The 24,458-nt window shown below is 27.3% G+C and carries 17 protein-coding genes; 13 read left to right on the forward strand and 4 right to left on the reverse strand.

Translation table 11 applies throughout. The annotated features are described in order from the left end of the window. The first annotated feature begins 321 nt into the window (after nt 1-321). The 5 genes from AYC61_RS02645 (at nt 322) to AYC61_RS02665 (ending at nt 7,390) form a co-directional block, all read left to right on the forward strand. Nucleotides 322-3,339, forward strand: coding sequence for a M28 family metallopeptidase (locus AYC61_RS02645; RefSeq protein WP_066496558.1), 3,018 nt, complete (start codon nt 322-324; stop codon nt 3,337-3,339). Nucleotides 3,340-3,521: 182 nt separating this feature from the next. Next, entirely contained in the window at nt 3,522-3,971 is a 450-nt protein-coding gene (gene lspA / locus AYC61_RS02650) for a signal peptidase II (RefSeq protein WP_066496562.1), read from the forward strand. A gap of 185 nt (nt 3,972-4,156) precedes the next feature. After that, nucleotides 4,157-5,284 carry a DUF4932 domain-containing protein gene (locus tag AYC61_RS02655; protein ID WP_066496565.1) on the forward strand — a complete coding sequence of 376 codons (1,128 nt, stop codon included), beginning with the start codon at nt 4,157-4,159 and terminating at the stop codon, nt 5,282-5,284. Nucleotides 5,285-5,474: 190 nt separating this feature from the next. Next, nucleotides 5,475-6,143: an HAD family hydrolase gene (locus tag AYC61_RS02660; protein WP_066496566.1), complete on the forward strand. Its 669-nt coding sequence runs from the start codon at nt 5,475-5,477 to the stop codon at nt 6,141-6,143. Between the two features lie 302 nt (nt 6,144-6,445). Then, a complete protein-coding gene (locus AYC61_RS02665) occupies nt 6,446-7,390 on the forward strand; it encodes an L-threonine 3-dehydrogenase (RefSeq protein WP_066496567.1) in 945 nt (314 codons plus the stop codon). A 69-nt stretch (nt 7,391-7,459) separates the two neighbouring features. Here the strand turns inward: AYC61_RS02665 and AYC61_RS02670 are convergent, their stop codons facing one another. The 4 genes from AYC61_RS02670 to uppS form a co-directional block, all read right to left on the reverse strand. Then, nucleotides 7,460-8,512 (reverse strand): flavodoxin family protein, encoded by a 1,053-nt coding sequence (locus AYC61_RS02670; protein WP_066496568.1) that lies wholly within the window; start codon nt 8,510-8,512, stop codon nt 7,460-7,462. Continuing rightward, entirely contained in the window at nt 8,509-9,753 is a 1,245-nt protein-coding gene (locus AYC61_RS02675) for a lactate/malate family dehydrogenase (protein WP_066496570.1), read from the reverse strand. The genes AYC61_RS02670 and AYC61_RS02675 overlap by 4 nt, the downstream gene beginning before the upstream one ends. An 18-nt stretch (nt 9,754-9,771) precedes the next feature. After that, nucleotides 9,772-14,673: a nicotinate-nicotinamide nucleotide adenylyltransferase gene (locus AYC61_RS02680; RefSeq protein ID WP_066496575.1), complete on the reverse strand. Its 4,902-nt coding sequence runs from the start codon at nt 14,671-14,673 to the stop codon at nt 9,772-9,774. A 243-nt stretch (nt 14,674-14,916) separates the two neighbouring features. Next, a complete protein-coding gene (uppS, locus tag AYC61_RS02685) occupies nt 14,917-15,555 on the reverse strand; it encodes a polyprenyl diphosphate synthase (protein WP_066496577.1) in 639 nt (212 codons plus the stop codon). 243 nt (nt 15,556-15,798) lie between these two features. Here uppS and AYC61_RS21645 point away from each other — a divergent pair, with 243 nt between their 5' ends. The 8 genes from AYC61_RS21645 to AYC61_RS02720 all read left to right on the forward strand — a co-directional run bounded on the left by AYC61_RS21645 (nt 15,799) and on the right by AYC61_RS02720 (nt 24,163). Further along, nucleotides 15,799-15,972, forward strand: a complete 174-nt coding sequence (locus tag AYC61_RS21645; RefSeq protein WP_202906786.1) for a hypothetical protein — start codon at nt 15,799-15,801, stop codon at nt 15,970-15,972. Between the two features lie 190 nt (nt 15,973-16,162). Then, entirely contained in the window at nt 16,163-17,698 is a 1,536-nt protein-coding gene (locus tag AYC61_RS02690; RefSeq protein WP_066496579.1) for a multicopper oxidase family protein, read from the forward strand. 439 nt (nt 17,699-18,137) lie between these two features. Further along, entirely contained in the window at nt 18,138-20,483 is a 2,346-nt protein-coding gene (locus AYC61_RS02695; protein ID WP_066496583.1) for a hypothetical protein, read from the forward strand. Between the two features lie 368 nt (nt 20,484-20,851). Further along, on the forward strand, nt 20,852-21,268 hold the full coding sequence (locus tag AYC61_RS02700) for a hypothetical protein (RefSeq protein WP_066496585.1): 417 nt from the start codon (nt 20,852-20,854) through the stop codon (nt 21,266-21,268). Nucleotides 21,269-21,525: 257 nt separating this feature from the next. Continuing rightward, nucleotides 21,526-21,969, forward strand: a complete 444-nt coding sequence (locus tag AYC61_RS02705; RefSeq protein ID WP_066496586.1) for a cell wall hydrolase — start codon at nt 21,526-21,528, stop codon at nt 21,967-21,969. A gap of 45 nt (nt 21,970-22,014) precedes the next feature. Then, on the forward strand, nt 22,015-22,539 hold the full coding sequence (locus tag AYC61_RS02710) for a hypothetical protein (RefSeq protein WP_066496587.1): 525 nt from the start codon (nt 22,015-22,017) through the stop codon (nt 22,537-22,539). A gap of 340 nt (nt 22,540-22,879) precedes the next feature. Continuing rightward, nucleotides 22,880-23,146 carry a CD3324 family protein gene (locus AYC61_RS02715; protein ID WP_066496594.1) on the forward strand — a complete coding sequence of 89 codons (267 nt, stop codon included), beginning with the start codon at nt 22,880-22,882 and terminating at the stop codon, nt 23,144-23,146. A 165-nt stretch (nt 23,147-23,311) separates the two neighbouring features. Then, nucleotides 23,312-24,163, forward strand: coding sequence for a TrmH family RNA methyltransferase (locus AYC61_RS02720; protein ID WP_066496596.1), 852 nt, complete (start codon nt 23,312-23,314; stop codon nt 24,161-24,163). Nucleotides 24,164-24,458 lie beyond the last annotated feature (295 nt).

The following is a 24,458-nucleotide window of genomic DNA, read 5'->3' on the forward strand; positions in this document are numbered from 1 at the left end:
CTACAGTAAATTAACGCTATCGAAAAAAAACTATGACTTGCGAAAGGTCATAGTTTTTTGCTATAATACAAAAGGTGTATACCTTTTGTATTTCAACAAAATCTACATATATAATACAGTATAACTTTAACAAATTAACTTATAACAATATAAATACATAAAAAAAGCTAAATTTTAATATTTTGAAATATTTATATTAAATTATATCTGAATTATATTAAATAAATGACATATCATGCTCAGAATTTTGAGAAAATTCAGTCGTTCGTGATATAATAAGAAAAATATTCAAAATATAGGAATAAAGGGGGCGGTATATTAATGTTAAAGAGAAATAAAAGATTTTTAATTTTATTAGTTGGTATTCTTTTTTTATTAAGTGGATGTAATTCCATTAACACTGATCAGTTCGACGGGGATAATGCATATAATCATATTAAAGAATTGTCACTAGATAAATATGAAGGCAGGATGACTGGTTCTGAGGGGAATAAGTTAGCTGCTGAATATATAGCAAATGAATTTGAAAAATATGGGTTAAAGCCGGGAGGAGCTGATAATACTTACTTCCAAAGTTTTGACATAAGAGTTCCAAAGATAAATAATGTTCCTAAATTTCAAGTCGTAGATAATAAAGGCAATATTGTTATAGAATACAAGCATAGACAAGATTTCTATGAAGCGACATATGATTTTGCCGGTGGTGGAAAAGTTAAAGGAAAGTTTGAATTAAAAAATTCTACTACTTTAGAATCTAATGAAGATAATAGTATTATCTTGATGAATGAAGCAATAGATTATAAAATTGGGGAAAAATTAGTTGAAGCTGGCGTAAAGGCTGTTATTACACCATCTAAATATGCAGTAGCTAATAAAAAAAGTATTGCTTTAGGAAATAAAAAAGGACTTAAAGCACAACCAAAGTTTATACATTTAAGAGTAACACAAGAAATTTTTGATGATTTGGTGAATTACAGTAAAGAAGGTTATAAAATAAATATAGATTTTGATTTAACATTTGAAATGGTTAAAGCTAATAATGTAATTGGATATATTGAGGGTAGTAATGAAAATTTAAAGGAAGAAGTTTTACTTATAACTGCCCATTATGATCATGTTGGAGTTGATCCAGATAAGACAGTATTTAACGGAGCACTTGATAATGCATCTGGTGTAGGTACTATAATGGAAATAGCCAGATTATCCAGTCAAAGTAAAGTAAAACCACAAAGAAGTATTATATTTATTGCTTTTGATGGCGAAGAAAGCGGTTTACAAGGATCATATTACTATACAAGACATCAATTGATTAGTACTGATAAATATAAGGTAATAAACGTAGATATGGTTGGTTCTAAAGAAAATGTACCTTTAGAAATCCACACATCGGTTGAAAGTAATCCAGATAATGAAGAATTTTTAAAAGAGTTTGAAGATATATTAGAAAAAAATAATACAAAGTATAGTATAAACAAACAAAGTGAAAGTAGTGATCATTATAGTTTTAATTATAGAGGTTTAGATGCTGTTACTTTAATACAATATGCAAATGATTTAATTCACACACCTTTAGATGATATTAATAATATTGATAAATCAAGAATTGGCGAGGTTAGCGACGTAATAATCAGCTATATGAACGATTATGCTTATGCAGCTTCAGATCAGTATAAAGTAAACATAAGTGAAAAACAGAAACAAATTTCATATGTAATTCCAATTATTATTGCTATGCTCATAATTATAGTTATTGTATTTATGTTTATAATAAAAAAACTTAGAAAAGATGAAAAGCTGAAAGAAAAATATTTAGGAAAATCAATTTTTACTATTGTTATTGTTCTTATTGCAATAATTAGTATTCTGATATTTAATAATTACCTATGGGATGAAGAAATTAAACAAATTTCTGGAATTGCCCCTTGGCGAACCAATGTGGATTTATTGGGTAGTTGTAATAATATAATAGATGTGAATGTAAAGGATGACATAACTGCTTTACTTGGAAAGAAAGATGGTGTATATAAATATATCTTTAATAGTTATGGTAAGAAAATTAGTAATCAAAAAATTACTGATGACATTAACAAAGATTTCAAACTTCTTAATAACGATGTTTATTATAAAGAAGATAATAAAATATATGTTTTAGACGAGGAAACTCCTAAATTGGTACTTGATAATATAAATAGTTATGAAGTATTTAATGTAAATAATAAAAATTATATAACTGCATTTAACAATAATGAAATTATCATTAAAGTTGATAATACTGAAAAAAGAATTGGGCTGAAAAACATTAAAAATGCAGCTTTTAAAATTGATACAAGTGGTGTTATTCATGTAGTTGTAAAGCAAAACAATCAATTAAAGCATTTAGCTATTAATACACAAGGAGATATACTACTAGAAAAAGAACTTGAAAATTCTTTAAATATTACTGATTATAAGCTAGGTATTGATAATAATTATGGATATTTGTTCTATAATTTTAATGAGCAGGATTATTATGTGTCATTTAATATACACGATAAGAATACTGTAAAATTAAAACCTAAAGAGCTAGATATTCATGATGATTATGGAGCGTTATTAAAACACCATGATACTATTAGTTTAGCAAATGAAATTTCAGAAGGAGATAGTTTATTTGCTACTATAAATGGAAATGTATATATTGGCGATAATTACGTATTTCTTTTAAAATTTAAAGAGGGTATACTATTTAGAGATAAAGTTATAAGGAGAAATAGTAAAGCATCACCTATGATAAATCCTATGATAGACCAATATGACAACCATCAATATATAGGATGGATAGAGAATAATGATTTTATGATGATGAGTTCGAATGTTTTATTTGGTGAAAATGTAGGTATGAGAACTTTTTACAATAGACTTTATAGAATTGTTCAAAATTTTATTGTAGCATTTGTTACTTTTTTCTATGAAATATTCTGGTTTGTTCCAGGAATAATATTCTTTGTTATTTGGTGGTTTATTAAGAGAGACAAATTCCTTGATAATGTATGGATTGTTATAGTGCCAATAGTACTAAGTTTATTAGCTCAAATATGGTCTTTTGATTTACCAAATTTGATTGGAAATAAATTTGATTATATATGGATAAGTTTAGTGATTGCAGTAATAGCAGGAATATTTACACTATTAAATAAATATGAAAAAGGAAAAGGTTCAGCTATTAGATTATATGTAGTATTTATGATAATAAATATATTATTAGTTGTAAGTATTTATGCTCCATATAACTACAAAGAAGGATTAGAAAGAATGGGAGTAGTTACTGATATACCTTGTGAAGAGATGATTTTAGAATAATTTTAGAGTATTGTTTAAATGACTGTCTCAAAATGTATTTGAGACAGTCATTTATAATTTATAGGAAAATATATTAAATATGCTATTTGAAAAATTTGGTTGAATATTTTGTTAATAAATAATAAAATAAAATGTATTAGAATATTATATATTACATATAAAAGAATTTGGAGTGTGTTTAAATGTTATATGTTATAGTAGGTATAATTATTATTTTAATTGATCAGATATCAAAAAAAATGGTAGATAGAGAACTCTACCAAAATGAAAAGATTCATATATACAAAAAATTATATTTTGTAAAAGTTTATAATTACGGCGCGGCATATGGAGTTTTGAAGAATAAGAGAAAATTCCTAATTATTATGACTATTATATCTATAATCGTATTGTTATTTCTTGTTTTTTGTTTTGAACAAAATGAATTTAGTATTAGATTAGGTTTAGCGATAATTATTGCTGGGGCATTAGGAAATCTAATAGATAGAATAAAATACGGATATGTAATAGATTTCTTATACATTAAATCAAAATTTAAAAAAGTGCCTATATTTAATATTGCGGATGTTGCTATATTTGTAGGATTTTTGATTATTTTAATTTATGATATAAGTACAATAGTATTTGGTTAACCAAAAGAAGAGTTAAATAATGCAAGAAATTGAATGTTAATTTTAAAGCCCAAATCTATACAATTTATTGATAAATATTGCTAAATAATGTGAAAAAACCAGAACTAATTAGCAATATATGATATAATTACTATAAAATACATACATAGTAATTGCAAATATTAAATCAATAAAGGGGTAGAGGGATGAAAAAATTTTTTGTGATATTTCTAATAACAGTATTGTTAATGGGTTTATTTATAGGTTGTAATAATGAGGAAACTAATTCATTGTTAGGTGATGAACTGAAAGAGGATGTAAAACTAAATGTTTATGTTGATTATAAAATAGAATTGTTATCAGTAGTTCAATATTTAGCTGATTTTAAATATAAAGATTATATGATAACAAATAAAGAATCTGATTATAAAGAAGATATAGATAAATTTTTTTCAGGACATAAAAATCATCCAGTAATTTCATTATATGAAAAACTTAGCAATAGAGGATTTACATACCATGTACCAACAAATCTTATGCTTTGTATTTCAGATGATATTGAGGTAGTGGATGAAAAACTAAAGGTTAATCAAGATGTTATTTTAAGATCAGGAGGAAATAAAAAAGTAGATGAATTTATAGAACAACTAAGGGATTTCAAGGAAGTAACTAATTTTGATGCTTTTTATAATGAACATAAAGGTTACTATGATAAGTTAGTTACTGATATAAGCAAGAAACTGGAAAGTACCGATTGCTTAAATGTTCTCAGAGAATATTATGGGTCTGAACAACACAGTTATAATATAGTAATTACACCGTTAAATGCTGGAGGATATGGAATACGGATGCCTCGAGAAAATAGTAAATTAGACATTTATTGCGTCATACCTCCGGTACAAGATAAAAAAGGGTTAACTAGTTTTGTTTGGCATGAGTTTAGTCACTCATATGTTAATCCATTAACTGAAGAAAACTCAAGTGAAGTATTTAAATATATGAATTTATATGATCCTATTAGAGATGTGATGAAGAAGCAAGCATATGGTAGATGGGATGCTTGTGTAAATGAACATATTGTTAGAGCTATAACTTCAAGACTTAGTTCAAAAGAATTTGGTGAAGATGCCAGTATTAACGAGCTTAAATATCATAGAAAAAGAAGTTTCTTTTATATAGATGCACTGTATGAAAAACTAGATGAATATGAGAATAATCGCAGTAAGTATAAAACATTTAAAGATTTTTATCCTTGCTTAATAGATGTTTTTAAAGAATTTTCAGAGAAAGAATTAGGGGAAGATTTTTATAAACTAGAAGATGAAGGGCAATAGGTGCTGTTATTTATGTTATAATAATAAATAATACTAATGAAGTTATTTTAATATGAATACTTTATAGTAAAGACTATTACAAATTATCTAGTAATAGTCTTTATTTACTATACAATATCAACAAAATTTTATAACAGCGCTTTATTTAAAGATATAAGTACAATTTTTGATTAACAAAAGGAGTGGAAAAATGCTAGAAAACATTAAAGCAGTTATATTTGATTTAGATGGAACATTAGTCGATTCTATGTGGGTTTGGAGAGATATAGACATTAATTATTTACAAGATAAAGGTTCAGATATTCTTATAGAGGATTTAGAAAGTGAAATCGAAGGTATGAGTTTTACTGAAACCGCTATGTATTTTAAGGAAAAATTCAATATTGAAGATTCAGTTGAGGATATAAAAGAAGAATGGAATAGGTTGGCTTTTGAATATTATAGTAAGAAAATTTTATTAAAGGATGGAGCTAGAGAATTTATTAAGTACCTAAAGCAAAATGATATTAAACTTGGAATAGGGACAAGTAATTCTAGAGAGCTTGCTGAAGCTGTTTTGTTGTCAAATGGAATATTAGATTATTTTGATACATTTATAACTTCTTGTGAAGCGGGTAAAGGAAAGCCTAATCCGGATGTATTTTTGAAGGCTGCAAAGAATTTGGATGTTAAACCAGAGGAATGTATTGTGTTTGAAGACACATACGCAGGTGTTTTAGCGGGTGTTAGAGCTGGAATGAAAGTATATGGTGTAGCAGATGCGCTATCTTTAATCAATAAAGACAAAATATCGAAATTAGTTGAAAAATATATAATAAGTTATTTTGATTTGGAAGTTTTAGCCAAAGAAGAAATATAAGCTGTTACTATGTAAATATTTTTTTTTTTTAATATAGTGCGGAAGAACTTGATTTATATTTAGTTATATTATATTCTTTTTGTATGAAATACAAATTCTAGAAAGTAAGGCATAATTTTTTTGTATTGAATTAGTTTGTTAAATTGTTAAACTCTGATTATTTATAAAAAATCTGTTGAACTATCCTTATTTTCTTAACAATAATTTATTACAAAACTTATAATTCTGACTATATAATATAATATTACCTTCTACGAATAATCAGGGTGGTTAAAGTAATTAACTATCTAGGAGGTGCCTTTATGAAAAAGGTTTTAGTAACTGGTGCTTTAGGTCAAATTGGATCTGAATTGGTTGTTAAGCTTAAAAATGTTTACGGAGAAGACAATGTAATTGCTAGTGGAAGGAGGAAAAAAGGTCCATATGATGGTTTGTTTGAACTTGTGGATGTAACTCAACCAGAACAGATTTTTGAAGTAGTTAAAAAACATAAGGTTGATTGGGTTATACATTTAGCAGCTTTATTATCAGCTGTAGGAGAAAATAATCCAACAGCTGCTTGGAATATTAATATGGGTGGTTTATTTAATATTTTGGAAGTTGCTAAACAAGAAGGTTGTGGAGTTTTTGTTCCGAGTTCTATAGCTGCTTTTGGTCCAAATACTCCAAAGATTAATACACCACAAGATACTATTCAAAGACCAACAACTATGTATGGAGTTACTAAAGTAGCTGGAGAAATATTATGTGACTACTACTATAAAAGATTTGGAGTAGATACTAGAGGAGTACGTTTTCCTGGTTTGATTTCTTATGAAACATTACCTGGAGGAGGAACTACTGATTATGCTGTTCATATTTACTATGAAGCATTAAAGCAAAAGAAATTCACATGCCCATTAGATAAGGAAACTCATATGGATATGATGTATATGCCTGATGCTTTAAATGCAATTGTAAATTTGATGGAGGCTGATGATAGCAAGCTTATACACAGAAATGCCTTCAATATTGCATCAATGAGTTTTTGTCCAGAAGATATTTGTAAGTCTATCCAGAAATTTATTCCTGAGTTTACTATGGATTATGATATTAATCCAACATTACAGAATATTGCTAATTCCTGGCCAGATTCTTTAGATGATTCGAATGCTAGAAATGAATGGGGCTGGAAACCTGAATATGACTTAGATTCAATGACTAAAGATATGTTAGAAAAACTCAGAGAAAAGTTAGATATAAAATAAATAGCGATTAGTTTACGTAAAAGCTGTCTAAAAGATATTTTTAGACAGCTTTTTTAAGAAAAATGAAACCTATGCTTTAATTTCATTTTCAATATTTCTAGCAAAAGCCTTAGCTCTTTGTTCTATATTAGAAAGTTTTTTAATTGCATTTTTATCGTTAGCGGTTTCCATTATTGCAAAGTATGGTGGTAATCTAAAGGTTTTATTCATATTTAGCGCACTTATAAGCTGTTTCGCTAATGCGTCGCCACCAGAGCTGCCAGACACTATTACACCGAATAAAGTTTTATTGTAGAATTTATTTGATCTAAATAATGCTGTTAGACGATTAATTACAGCAGAGATATTTGCTGAGAGTCCATCATTGTAGTTTGGACAAATCCAAATTACAGCATCTGCATCTAAAATTGCGGGATAAACTTCTTCTACCATTATTCCACCATAAAAACAGCTTATTTGATCACCATAATGTTTACACATCTTATAAGAACAACCTATACAATCTCTGATAGAACCATTTTCAATGTGAATTTCTTTTATGTTGTTAAAACTTAAATAGTTTTTGATCATTTTCCATAGGGTTAGTGTATTTGAGGTTTTATAATTACTGGAATGAAGTACTAATAGCTTTGGGGCAGTGATTTGGTTAGGAGCTGGCTTATCCAGAAAACGTTTACCAAGCATTCTACATGCTTCTAAACACACTTCATCTAGCGGTTTTTTAATGTTTTTTTGTAGGGTAAAAAAATTATGTAGAGAACCTATAGCTTCAACCATTGGTCTTCCAGGAAATCTACAGCCTAACATGTTTGCATGAAAAACAAGATCTTGTGCAGCTGTTTTTGTAAATAGATCATTTTTACCATGTATTAAAACAGCACCTGTTGAATTAGCTAAGCTAGAATAATTTCTTTGATATAATTTAGATATAATTTCAGACATACCTAAATTATATCCTGCTTTATTTAGTTCTAATGCAAATAATAAATTTTTGTTAGTTAAATCTGGTAGATTAGTTGTGTTATCAATTAATAAGTAATCTGTATTTCTAATAAAAGCTTTAAGCATCTTTTTTAACATTTCAGATGGCTTTTCGGGCATGATAACAACTAATTCTTTCATAGAAGTTCCTCCAATTTTTCATAAGTGTTTAAAAGCCTTCTATATAAAGTGTCACTTAATTCTAATCGTTCAAGCTCAGTTCCACAGCTTGTGAGTCTGTTCTTTGCACCCATAAATACTCCGCCCATAAATGTAGAACTATAATGATAATTGCCTGCTATAGTATCAATTATTGATAAAGCACCAGATGATAGTGCAGGAGCTATATACGGTTTAAAACCTGTTTTTCTTATTTCTATATTTGCTTTCTTTGCTTTTTCAGTTAAGTAACGAGATATTTCATTATTGTAGTTTGTAATACTATCTGCAATTATCAATCCTTCTCCATGAGGACCATATGCTCTGCCTTGCGAAATATAATGCTTCATAGTAGTATCCTTACTAGCATAGTAACATGCTCTTGCGTTCATTACTCCAAGCCCGTATCCTCTAATTTGTTCAGGAGAAATGCCTTTAAAGTCTAGCGTACCATTATCATCTTTATTGCTTTCTAAAAAAACAGTTTTAGCTAACAAATCAACAGGATCTGAAACAACTGCAAATATGCCTTTGAAGTTTTTATCTCTAGCCATTTTAGCATAGATACTAATAATTTGTGCATTTGCTTTGAATTGAATCATTCTTACATCATCAGTTTCTTTTCCTACAGGAGGTACTCCCTTTGATGCACAAAAAACGAACATATCTGTATCGAATAATTCTTCATAATCAATTATTGAAACATTAGGAAATATACGATTATTAAATGAAGAATATATTTGATTCATTTCATATTCCCATCTTTGCAGTTTGTTTGGTGATCTATCATATATTCCTATATTGCTTATATAATCACCACCTAAAAGTCTTAGACCTGTTAAAAGAGTACTGCCTACATCACCAAGTGCTAATATATTAATTCTCCAATTTTTGGGTAAAGTTAAATTCAAGGTATTTTTCCAGTCAGGGTAAGCTGTATTTACTGCCATTACTTGTTTTAACTTAATTTTATTTTCCAACCAAGCGGGTATACTTCTAGTTTTTTTAGTGGAAATTTTTTTAATAAGATTTAAATTTTCATTTTCAATAAATAATAATTCAGGGTCAGTTATGCTGTAATATTTTCTGGAATATAGAGGATTCATACTAAAAGTATAATACACAATATCTTCATATTGTTCTGGATTTTTATTATTTTTTTTCAAGTTATTAATTTCATAAAAACTTACTATCAATTTGTTGTCTAATTCATATAAAAACATATATTATCACTCCTAAAATTAGCTTTGCCTTATAATAATGTCTTCAAGTCTTTGTAAATGTTCAAGGTCATTAGTTATATATTTTGAAGGATTTATATTCCAATCGTAATTTACATTTTGACCATGATCAGGATACCTTGGATGAATAAATATTTCACCTAAATGTTGTAATGTCAAGCTGCGTTGATGCCTTGCTTGATATTCTTTTTCCATGGTTTTTACTATATCAAGTGCGTTTATTAAAGCAATTTTTGAAAGATAGTATATAAATTTATTATCCGCATTTTTTATAAATGATGGTGAAGCATATGGCAATATCAAATTCATAGAAGGCAGCAAGTTTCTTTGTGGATTTGCTCCTCTCCATATTGAATCTCCTCCTATAAAAGGATATAACAAACTTTCTTTAAACCATAAATTAAGGTTAGGGATAAAATATGCACTGTCTGCTTCTCTGTTTTGTATATCCATTAGTTCTTTACCTCTTCCGGATAGAAGACCTACAAGTATTTTAACAACCTTAACATTGTATTTTTTCAGTAATGGATCTATAACTTTCATTCTATAACCTTTGTTTAGTAAATCATCAACTAGTATAATTGGACTATCAAAAGCTTTAATCATTTTAATTTGATTTTCCAGATTCATATAATATGGATAGGCATTAATGGTAAAGCTTCTTAAGTTAGGTCTAAACATTTTTTCGGTATGCATTGATTTAGTAACTGTATTTGGTACTATATAGCCATTCAGAATAGAACCAAATGGAACGCACATATTTTCGCCCAATATACGTGGTACCTGTTGTTTTGTAGGAACGTCATTCATCTTACAAATTTTGCTAACAATAGCTTCATTAGTCATATTTCTATCAAAAGATAGTGTTAGTTGATTAGGATACAATTTTGTCAAAGCCATTTGAAGTCTTTTTCTACTACGTGTGATTGCTTTTTTTACATTTGGATTACTTCTAAATGGTTCTTTAATAACAGATTCTACATCTAAACTTAGTGTACAAGGATTGCTTATACTGATTCCCATTATTGGGTTATCGGAACTTGTACTTGGAATTTGCTTAAAACCTTGTAGTTTCAGTATTTCATAAACGGGTTGTGAAGTTCTATTTGTTATTATATCTTTATAGAGTGCATAAGTATAATCTTTTGCCAAGCAAAAGGCTAATGTTTCTGTTAATATAACTTGATTAAGATTTTGATGGTCTGAGGAAGTATAAATACCATCTAAAACGATCAGTCTTCCTACTGAATGTTGTCTAATATATTCTGAAACAGTACTATTTTTAAATTCATTATAAATCATGTTAGACCTTACCCAATGAAAAGCTGAAAAACCAATAATCTTTCCAGCGTTATCTAAATCACGTACTATTATCATTCTAGAGCTGAATCTAGATTTTATGCTTTTGAGTTTTAAATATACATCGTAATTTTTATCAAAGAATATATTATGAAGTATATTTACCAGATTGTCATCAATATTTTCTACAATATTAATATCTAAAGAATTTGTTTTGATTAAGGTCTTATATTGAGGTTCTCTTCTATAAATACCATATTTATATATATATTTTTGAGCTAGAGGATCTATTAGTTCAGAAATATCTCTGTTTTCATCAATATAACTTCTTATTTGTGTTGAACTGATGTCTTCATATTGAGGTGGTAAAGTTAATTTAATTACATCATTATTTATTTGCTTAATAGTTTCATTTATTTTTATATCATCCTGTTCTGAGGATAAAAAGCTTTTTCTAGAAAAAATCAAATGTGCAAAATTAAGTATTGAATATTTATCATCCGACTTTTTTTTGTATCCTGATGCATTTAAAACTACATCACTACCAACAGCAATATATATTTTTCTGCTATCAAAGATTTCAGTAAGTTGTTTCAAACTTGTAGGATTTGCTATATTTATAGAAAAATTTTGCGGAAACAGATATATATTTGTTTCATCAGCTATGGACATAGAAATAATGTTTTCTCTAAGTTCGTGAGGTTGTGCTTTCTTCGACCATGAAAATTCATCGACTGCTAAATAAACTTCAAAGCCTAAATTTCTTATTTCCTTAGCTATTTCTTTATGACCTAAAGTAAATGGATCGAATGTACCTGGGAAAAAAGCTATTTTTTTATCATTTTTTAAGTTGAGTTTACCAATAAAAAATGTGTAATCAGCTATAAACCTATATATATAGTTAATTGAAGCTGAATTGTTGAAAAATAGCAGTTCATTATTTTCTTTAATAGGCAACAATGTAAGTAATTTTTTGCCTATTATACCAGCTATCTTATGTTTTTGTTTAAAATTTAAAATAGTCGAACCGAAAATGTCTATACCTATAATACGTAAAGTTTCTCTTTTTATTTGTTTGTCAAAGCTTGCTAGTCCGTTCAGTAACATACCTAACATTTTATTTAGTCTATTGTTATAAATATCTTCAGCTTCTGGGAATAATTCATTATAATTCTTATAGTTTTGTATAGCAATTCCAATAGTTTTATAGATTAAATAGGTTATCTGGAAGTTTGATTTTTTAGTCTTATCTATAAAATCATAAATAATTTCATCTAGTTCGCTAGGTTGTAAAAACAATAATATTTTACCTAAATATTCAGGGATATACCTTGTAAAATGATATCCTTCTATTTCTAATGCTCTAAGTAGTTCAATAGTAACATCATTGCGTTCTTCGAGTGATAAGAAAGGTGCTATTTTTACCAAAGCATCTCCAGCATGATTACGAACGTTTTCTACTGAGCTGACTTTTAGTAAATTACATAGGTGCATAGCAGTATATATACCGTTTTGCTTTGGATTAATTACAACTTGTTCTAACAAGAACTGGATGTTGATTTTTTTTGTTATCCAGCTAGTAGCACTTTTTAAATTTTTCAAGAAAATATCAGATATATTTTTAACGTCTTGATTGTAATTATTCTCAAGTTTTCTTAAAATTAATTCATCCAAATTTAGCTTGCTTGCAATCTTGAATTTTAGATAATTTTCCGCTTGCATTTTTGAATGTGAGCAATTAGTGACTATTATTTTTTTTAGTTTATTTACAAAATTAGTATCTAAATCTATTCTATTTAACAGGTTATAAGTTCTTTCTAAAGCAGATAACCTTATTATTTGATTATCGCTTGATAATTTATATAATATAAAATCAAACATAGTTTCTAAAGGTTTATCAATTATATTTATATATGGAATATGTTTAACTATTTGCAGTAAATAAAATTGCGTTGTATCATCACCGAATTCATTGTTTTCATAATATTTCAATATAATGTCCCGATATTTTTTCTTTTGTTTTTCGCTTGAATTAGCAAGCAAAGAAGCTAACATTATTCTAAGACTAAATGTAATCCATTCTCTATGAACGTCTAAAATCTTATGATCGGGATTGAGAAATAGTTTAACATAATCATCTAAAAGTCTATAGCTGGTGATTAAAGGTTGGTCTAGCTGAACATTCTGAGGTACTTCTTTTCTATATTCTTCATCAAATTCTGCTATAAGCTTACCTATTAATAAAGCTGCTTGTTTTCTTATATCCTCATCCTTATAGATTAGTAGGTCATATAAAAATTTAATAGTTATTATCTTTTGGTTTTGTGTTAGATAAGTAGAATATTCTTCTAATATTTGTATGTATCCTCTTAAATCCATCCAATCATTTTCACTTCTTGCTAGTTCTAAAATAGAGGTTAATGATACTTCATTTCTAAGTTGATACATTAGGTTTATATTGTGTTCAATCGCTTGATATTTAATATTATCAATGATTTGATCTTCATGCATCAACGAATAATATTTTCTCTTACGCTGGGTATTTTTTATAGCTATATTTTCATTAAGCCAATCTACATTTATGCCTAGATCTACCATGTAATACTCAAAATCATGAAGCTTATTATATACTTTTTGATACCTGCGTTTTTTATCTTCATCTAAATTATCAAGCTTATTTAAGACAATATCAAAAGATTCCTCCAAAGAAAATATATGCATTTGAGGTTTTTCATTTTTAGTTTTTTTATTTTTAACTCTAAAATCAGAATATATTAAAACAAGAGATTCGAGTGATAGATTTTCAAGTTCTAAATCCCAAGTTGAATGATTAACAGCAATATGTCCGATGTACTGAATTTTGTTATTTTTAAACCATAAATCAGTATAATAATAATGAAGATATGGAACACGTTTTGATTCTTCAACTTTGCAACCATATTTACCAATATCATGCCCAATTGCAGCACCACAAACTCTTCCCATATCGATGTGGACTCCGGCAGCTTTTAATTGTCTTCCTATACTCATAGCTACTAAGCTAACACCACTGATATGTTCAAGAGTATTATGGTTAGTAACTTCTTTGTTAAGCTTCATCATTTCATATACGTTTTTGTCTAAGAAAATATTTTTGAATCTTTTATATTCATAAGAATTTATTAAATCGTATTCCTCATCATCAGTTAAAAAAACTAGAGGATATTTACTATATATATTTTTTATTTTATTTGTTCTTTCAAGAGTAGAAAATATTTTTAAAATTTCAAGATATAAATTACATACATCATTGAGATTAATATCTAAATCTATTTCAACAGCAGCAGGAAAGGAAAAATGCAAAGTGTATTGGTATATATAGTAAAGCAGATTAGAAGGTAAATCTTCATTAGAGAGATAATCTAAAAGATTATAAAATAAGTCTAATATAGAAGAACATCCGTAGTCTTCGTTTTTTATCATTAAATCCAACTTATTTATAAAAGAAGTATCATGAAAAAACTTTTTTGTAAAATCAAGTTTAGCGGTATCTGATTTTAGGTAACTTAGTCCTAAAAGTCGAATATATATTTTTTTATGGATCAAAGATGTATTAGGCTTCATAAAGTATTACCTCCTTATGTGTTCTAAATAGCTCTTATAAAAAATTATATTATTACCATTATATCACTTTTTTAAATAGTCTAGTGCAAATTAATCAAGAAAATTTTAACAATTATTTTGCAAGTAGTCTAATTTTTATAATTAAAAATAGAGTGAGATAATTCATAGTAAAAATATACAAGGATTTGATACCAATGAAAACCTAATCAGAGAATATAATTCATTTTTACATCTGTCCACGTATTAACCACCTAATGTAATATCTTGTTTATTATACCATTTTAAAGCATCATATAAGTGTTGAGGTTTAAACTCTGGCCAATAATCATCTACAACATAAAAATCAGTATAAACAGATTGAACTGGAAGAAATCCACTAAGACGTCTTCTTCCACCCCATCTAATTATCAAATCTATTCTAGGTATAAATTTTGATTTAATCATTTCGTTTATATTACCTGAGTTATTGTTGCTCTTAACATCCATTAGATCCCACTGCCATCCGTAGTTTACTAGAAAATTAACCTTAACAGTGCCTTTACCAAATTTTTTGTGCTGGGTATATGGAAGTAATTCTTTTGGAAACATTTTTGATTTTGTATTTCCAACTACTAATAGTTCAGCATCGTAATCATGTAGCATTGTAACAGCATTAACGCAAGCTTTTGTAAAAGCATGTGTTTGAATTGAAGGTCGTTTTGTATTATCCATAGTAAAGCCATAAAAAGTCAGTTCTTTTATGCCAATTTCTTTGCATAATTTAAATATTTCCATACCAGGATTTAATCCTTCGTCATAACCTTGTTCTTTACGTAGCCCATTTTTACATGCCCATCTTCTATTACCATCAGGAATTATTCCTATATGATTTGGTATTCTCATAAAAAAAATACCTCCTATTATTATTTTTGAAAATTACAGGAAATAATAGACAATTTTTTTTGATTTATTATTTCACATATTGATGTTAAATCTATATAGTTTTTAAGATATATATATTATCAACAAATCTTGTATTTTTATACCATTTATGGCCACATATATTTTGTTATGGATATTTTACATAAGTCAAAAAATTTTTTTTAGGAAATAATACTAATAACAAATTAATTAGGAGGAATTTAAATGGAAAGGTATGTAGTTAGAACAGATACATTAGTTTCAAAACCATTATCTAGAAAGGAAGCTATTGAAAGAGTAAAAAGCTATGCTAAACAAGGTGTTTCAGCTTACATAGTATCAGAAGATGAAGCACAAAGATTAAAGAACTCAGAGTTTAATAAACCTACTTGGGAATAATATTATGAATAATCAGGGTTAAATATTAGAAATGTATCTTATGAAATATTAAGATACATTTTTTTTAAGCAGAGAGAGTCGTATGCTTCAATGAATTACGTTATGGCTTACGCATCATATACACAACTAAATTAGAAGTTTCATATTATAGTATTATATGTAGATAGTAATATAAAGGAGATAGTCAAAAATGACTCTATCTAAATTTGTAGATAAATTACCAACAATTAAAACTATAAAACCTACAGGTAAAATTGATGGTGCTGATTATTATCAGATTAGAATCCAACAATTTAAGCAAAAACTCCATAGAGATCTTGACAAAACTACTGTATGGGGATTTGAAGGGAACTACCCAGGACCAACTATTGAGGTTAAAATGAATGAATTGATAAAAGTTAAGTGGATAAATGACCTTCCAGAAAAACATTTACTCCCTGTTGATACAACAGTACATGGTGCTGAAGCAAATAAACCTAGAGTCAGAACAGTAATCCATCTTCATGGAGGAGTAGTACGACCAGACAGTGATGGTTATCCAGATGCATGGTATACTAAAGAATATAAAGAAGTAGGTCCTGCTTTTACTAGAAAAATATATGATTATCCAAACAGACAGCGCGGTACAACTCTATGGTATCATGCTCATGCAATTGGTATAACACGCCTTAATGTATATGCAGGTATAGCTGGCGCATATATAATTCGAGACCCTTTTGAAGAATGGTTTAATCTGCCAAAAGGACGTTATGAGAAACTCTTGTTTATTCAAGATAGATCTTTTAATGATGATGGTTCTTACTATTATCCAACTGAACCAAAACCACCTGTACCGGATGTGTACCCTTCTGTAGTTCCAGATTTTTTTGGAGAAAACATATTAGTAAACGGAAAAGTTTGGCCGTATTTAGAAGTTGAACCAAGAAAGTATAGATTTCGAATAATAAATGGTTCAAATTCAAGATTTTATAGGATGAGATTTTCTTCAGGGCAGCCTTTCTATCAAATTGGAACTGATGGAGGCTTGCTTAGTTCACCAGTTATAACTAGTCAGATTCTATTAGCTCCTGCTGAACGAGCGGATGTAATAGTAGATTTTACTAGATTTATGGGGCAAAGTATAGTAATGACTAATGATGCTCCTTCGCCGTATCCACGAGGAAATCCTGTTGATTTGGACACTGATGGTCAAATTATGCAATTTAGAGTATCGCTTCCACTTTCAGGTTGTGACTTCAGTAATATTCCCTATAAGTTGAGTACAATTATGCCGTTACATGAAAATCATGCAAGGTTAGTAAGGAATCTTACTCTTGTAAGGGAAACAGATAAATATAATAGAGCATTTCTTCTTCTCGATGGGAAGAGATGGGATGATCCAATTACAATTAAACCTAAGCTTGGCAGTATAGAAGTTTGGAATTTAATCAATCTTGCAAATTCTACACATCCGATACACATTCATTTAGTTAATTTTCAAATACTAAGGAGACAACCTTTTGATGTTGAATATTACAAAAAAACTGGAAAGATACTTGTTACTGGGCAAGCTGTATTACCAGAGCTTAATGAAAGAGGGTGGAAGGACACAGTTAGAGCGAATCCTGGTGAAATTACTACGATAATTATGAGATTTGCTCCATATTCAGGTTTATATCCTTGGCATTGCCATATACTAGAACATGAAGATCATGAAATGATGAGACCTTATGAAATCATACATTAAAAAAGAATTTCAATGCAATTATATTTTGAACTAAAAACACATTATATCAAATGCTTTTGAGGAGCTATATTAATAAACCATGAGATTGTTATATCTCATGGTTTATTAATATACAATTTTCTATTACTATATATAAACAGTGTTTATTTGCTATGAATATAAGGGTATTTATCATATTTGGTGTTTTATTTAATATTATGTAGAAATGTATAAAATAAAGGGTTTTAAATATAAATATAGAAATATTATAGGCATATATTTTATCTTGACATGAAAATATTGTTGATATGATAAGTACTGTTAAATTTATAATTTGAATAATGGCATTTTCATAAAGTTTATATTAGTGAATTAAGATATAAAGACTTAAGGAGTTAGATATTTTAAAAGCTGAAAAGGAATTTTATATAATTAATTTAATTAATAAAGGAGATAATCTATGATTAATCTATTTATCAATAACATAAAGATTATTTTAGTTGTTATAATGATTTGGATAATTGTAAATGCATTAGTAAATAAAGTTAGATGGGTGATAAAATATAAGTGGGAACATAGTATAATTACAAAAAATATGCGCATAGTACATATTTTTAAATTAGTAATTATTTATAGTCTATTAATTTTTTTGGTAACATTGCAGCAGAGTTATAATTTCATTTATTTAGGAAAAGAAGATAATCATATTACTTTAGCAATTGGAATTTTCACATTGTACGGTATATTTTATGTATTTGTTCAATTTGCTATTAGTTATGCTTCACAAAATTGTAGTGATAAATTTTGGGGGAGAAGTAAAACTAGAAGCTTACTTTCAAAAAATATAGAATATAAGTTTTTTAATTCAAATACTTTTAAACTGATGTTTTTAATTTCTGCTACATTTCCTATGTTAAACAGAAAATTAATATTTAGTATTAAATTATTTAGCTCTTATAAAGATTTTTTAGTAGCATCATGGAATGTAAGCATTTTTATTATGTTATTATTATATATTATGTTGTTTATAAAAAGCTTATTTATTATGCAAAGATTTTTTTCTATTCAAGAAGATACTGATTATTTTGTAAAATATATGATAAAAAATGATATTATGAAGGCATATGAAATTCTCTTTTATCAATCTTATAAAAAAAGAAATAATTATTTTTTTGAATCACTAACTGATTATATAAATCGTTTGAATTCCAAAGATAAAATAGATATGCTGTTAAATGTATTATCTTATGTATGTAAGAGTTTTCAAACAAATCAACAAAATCAAATACTAAAAATAAATGATGGAAGAAAAATTAAAAAACGATACATGGAAGAGTATAAATATAGGATATATGACCTAAAGAATATGTTTATGGATTTATGGGGATATATTGAAAATCAAGAACTTGAAATCAACTTTAAAAGTTTATTGTACATATATAAATTGCAAGATAGTATATTATTTAATCAAATATATATTTATTGTCTAGGTAATCAAAATAAAATTGTTAAAGAATTACTTTTAGTTTACAGTAATGGTATGACTACTTCATATTTTGATAGGTGTTCATATTTTAAAATACCTAATATTGTTTGGAATAAAGTTATCAATTATAGAGAATTAGTTAAATTAAATAATTTTATCAATTGTAGAAAAGCTTCAAAAAAACTAATTAAAAAATATATGAACAGTAATAAATTATCAAAGGAGGAGCAAAGATTAATAAGTGGATACGAAGAATATTTATATGATTTATTGGAAAAGTGTAAGTCATTTCAAAGTCAACTAAAGAAAGATGATTTGCTCCATTTATTTAAATCCTATAGTTTTTATAGAGAAGAAAAGAAAATTTATTCTATTATACAAGATCAGATATATAATTATATAGTAAATCAACAATATACTTGTTCAAACAAAGAATACATTAAATCATTGTTAACTATATTAGAATATAAGTATAAAGTAACATTTATTTTATTTAGAATGCTTTATACTGGTGATTCATATTCAAAGTGGAAAGATGATGTTTATTTTTTTAGAGAAATCAATAATGATTATTATGGAGATGAAAAAATCAACTCAGAAGACAACATTAGTTTTATTTGTAAAACTATAAGTGAAAGTGATATAGGACATAGAATTAATAATAATTTAATTATTTGGATTATAAAAAATCTAAGAAATAATTTAACTGTAGAGATAATACAAAGATGTATTGATGATAGATATATGACCTATGCGAAATTTTTAAAATTCAAATATATTTTTTCTAGAGACTATTATTTTTATTGGAATTCCTCAAATATTGATGTTAAAGATTTAAAACAGAAAAAATGGACTGATTGGAAATTGAATTTTATAATTGAAATGCTAAGAACACCAAAATTACTAAAAGAAGAATTTTTTGTATCGCATCATTATTGGTTTTGTAAAGAAGTTTTACATTCAATTGAACCAAAATATTTTTGTGTAATAAAAGACTTTAGGGTATTTTATATAAACCCATTTTTTTCACTAAGCGAAGATCAATTTTCTAGTTTGTTAGCTGAGATTAATTTTTTAAGTAAAGGAATATTAGAATTCCTCATTTTGAAAGTAGATGATGATTATTATAATTATTTGTTTTCAAATAGTAAATTATCTAAATCATTTAAAAGTAGCGTTACAGATATTGTAGCCATTAGTAATACTTCTGTGGAATGTTATTTAGATAATTTAGTGAGAATAGTTAATGAGTGTGGAAATAACATATCAATTGTTAAAAAAGAACGTATATTATTTAAATTAAAGAAGTTAATTTATTAAAATATTAACAGTACAAAAATTTAAATTTATTATTTCTTTCTTTTAACAAGATTTGATTGAAAAATCTTACGAAATAATTAAGAGTACTCAAGTATAAGCGAGTATTTTTAGTATAAATTATTAGGATGAATGGAGAAAAGATGAGGTCATTAGTTAAGAAGAAAAGAGAACTAGCAATTTGTATATTGTTAAGTTTGTTTTAAAATTTTTTTAGATTTAGTTTTTTCAGTAAAAGGGCTATGCCTTTATCGTTATTGACAATTTTTTGTGGACTCGGGTTTAACAAGAAAATTGAAATTATATAATAAGAATAGAATAACAGATATAACAATATAAAATAGAATAGAAAAAATAGGGAGGTTACATTAATGAAAAAATTAATTATTTTTTCTATCATAATAATATGCACTGTATTAGGTATATTGAAATACAATGTAGCAACAACTCCTTGCAATATAAACTTTGAAGAATTTTATCCTAATGATATATCAAGAATTTCTAAAATCGAAATATGTGATGGAAGCACTGGTGAAGATAGGTATATTACTAACAGGGCAGAAATATATGACTTTGTAGATTTTTTTAAACAACTAAAATTTGGAAAAATGAAAGAACAAAATGATTCTGTAGGCTGGAGTTTTAGTATTACTTTTTTTGAAAAGGATAAAGAAATTTTCAAATCAGTATTAATTGGTAAAAAGATTTTTTCTATTAATCGTATAAGATATGAAGTAAATGTTTCTGTTTACGAAAGAATAGAGTGCTTTTATAATAATATTCGTTAGATGTTAAATATGAAATTGTTCATATGAAGGAAATGTATCTTTTGAAGGAAGATGCATTTTTTTTTGATGTGAATTTTTACTCCATGGAATGAAATGAGTTAATTTTTTATTTAGTAAATATATTTAGTTTTATTCTAATTGGATTATATACTACTGCGATTGTGTACTTTTCTTAAAATTATAATAATAAATTGTAGCAGTATAGCAACTACATAAATATATTAATAGTATATAAGGAAGTGAAAGAGGTAGATGCTATGGCATATTCAACAAGAGAACTGTTTGCAAGAGTGATAAAATGTGAAGCTGGTGGAGAAGGCGACACCGGCATGAAAGCGGTAGCGACTGTAATTATGAATAGAGTTCATGTACCTGAAGGAGAGTATCAAAGAGTTGCTCAGGGAGATTTAAGAAAAGTCATATATCAAAAAGGGCAATTTGATTGCGTTAGAGGTGTTATCAAAGGAGTTGCTAATCCTCAGACAATATGGGCTAGTAATCCTGATCAAGTACATTATCAAATAGCTGATTGGGCACTTTCTGGTAATAAACTTTGGAATGTTGGTAGTAGTTTATGGTATATGAATCCATTTAAACCACAATGCCCACCTGAATTCCCATATAATAAATCAGGAATATATAATTCAAGAATAAGAAAACATTGTTTTTACGATCCAACAGAAATTTACAAAGGAACATAAAGTGCATTTTTTCTAATAAAAGAACCTAAAGGGGGTATGTAATAAATGCAAAATATTAAAGACAACCATGATATTCAAGATAATAATGAAGAAAGGCCTCTAATGCCATTAAGACCTGCAAGATTAAATCAACCTATTGACATGATGCCACCAATGGCAATGGGTATGCCTAATATGCCAATGACACCAATTATTGGACCAAACTATAGTTTACCATCAGTGATACCATATAATTCACCGTTTGTACCTCAGGCAGTTCCTTATCCTCCTAATATTGACAATGGATTAATGCCGTCAGCTTTTCAACCAGCATGTGACCAAAATATAAGTTTAGATCAAAATGGCGAACCACCAGTACTGACAGATGTTAATTATCTACAAGGATACTTAAAGACAATTAAAGGGAAATACATTAGAGTAGATTTTTTAATTGGATCAAATACATTTTTAGATAAAGAAGGAGTACTTACTGATGTAGGTGTAGACCACATAATATTAAGAGAACCACAAACAGATGATTTAGTTATAGCAGATTTGTATTCAATAAAGTTTGTTAAGGTTTTTGAGTAAGTTAATAGTTACCTATCAAACCCTATAAAGATAATTCTTTATAGGGTTTAACTTATGTAATATTTAATACAATTAAATTATAGCAAATATTTAATGAAAAATAATTATAGTTATAAATTGATGTATTCACCAATATTTGATAACATATATAATATAATACTAATTAGGAGAGTGGTAGTATGATAAAAAATAGGCTCAAAATCCTCTGTGCAAAGTCTGTCAGTATGACTTGTCGCGGCTTTTTGCACAGAGGTAATCTTTATAGTCGCATTTGCTAATAGTACATACTTTTCAGACTTTGCATCCTTAATTTGATATAAAATTTAAGGAGCTGAGTTTTGTGAATTATGTTAAAGCAGAAACAATTTTACCAGATAATTTGTTAAAAGAAATTCAAAAATATATACAAGGTGAATATATATATATTCCTTCTGAACAATCTAAACGGAAGAAATGGGGAGAGAAATCAGGGAGTAGAGAATATTTACGAAATAGGAATAAAGATATACGAAACAAGTATAAAAATGGACATAACATTGTAGATTTATCAGAAGAATATTTTCTTTCTATAGAAACTATTAAAAAAATTGTATATAAAAAGACATAAGTAAGAGCCTGCCTCAAAATATTATTTTGAGGCAGGCTCTTTTATATGTAAAGAACAATATAGAATTAATTTATGCATATTATCTAGTAAATCGTTATATTAAAATATGTGTAGCACATAATATATGTTTTTAAGCTATAGTTTTTTTAATCTTGGAGTGATAATATGGAGCTAAATATTGAACAATTATACAATGAGTTTTCTAACTTAAAGTTTGCAGGTATTAAAGAACCAGCAATAAGAATTATAAATGACATAATAAAGAATAAAAAAATTGAAGATGAGGATTTGTTTGTTATAGAGGGATTATGGGCTTATGAAAAAATAATTAAAAGTAATTTAAGAATTAGATGCTTTGCGTTTTGCCCTGATTTTATTAAAAACGATACTATGCTTAAAATAGCTCGATTTTGTATTCATGCAGCTGATGATACATATTTGATTTCGAGTAAGTTGTGTAGAAGAATAAGTAGTAGAGATGATGAAGGATTTTTTTTATTGTGTAGTACTCCTCAATATAAGCTAAGTGATATAAAGCTAAAAGAAGACAATTTATTAGTAATATTAGATGGATTAGAAAATCCAGGCAACATTGGAACAATCATAAGAACAGTTGATGGTGCGGGTGGAGATGGAGTGATTATTTGTAATAGTGAAGGAAGAAAATTAAGTCAAAAATTAATTAAATCAAGTATGGGATCTAGCTTTATCCTACCAGTTATTAAAAAAGATATAAAAACAACTGTAATGTGGCTTAAAAATAATGGGTTTAGAATTATTGTTACTGATTTAAAAGCTAATGAAAGATACTATAATACGGATTATGAAGGTAGAATTGCTATTGTTGTAGGAAATGAACGTCATGGAATTTCATATATTTGGAATGAACATGATTGTCATAGAGTAATAATTCCTATGTATGGAGGGGCAGATTCATTAAATGCGGGAGTCGCTGCTTCAATAGTTGTTTATGAAGCAAGTTGCAAGCAAAGAGAATTAAAGCAAATAGGTTTTTAGCTATCGATTTAAAGGTAGTAGTTTTTGTGAAATGGTGATGTATAAACGAATCTCTCTTTTTTCTATAGTTGAGAAGAGTAATTAATCTACAAATTATACATAAATTATTATAAGAAATTTGATATATATTAATAATATAAGATTAGTATATGGAGTGTGAAAAGATGAACAGTGAACATAAATTACGTAAGAAAGACACTTTACTCTGTGCAAAGTCTGTATCTATAATTTGGTGATAGTTTGCACAGAGGTAAATCAATAATATCGCCTTTAGGCTATACAGGCTTTGTTTCCT

The organism is Abyssisolibacter fermentans, assembly GCF_001559865.1.
Lineage (GTDB): Bacteria > Bacillota > Clostridia > Tissierellales > MCWD3 > Abyssisolibacter > Abyssisolibacter fermentans.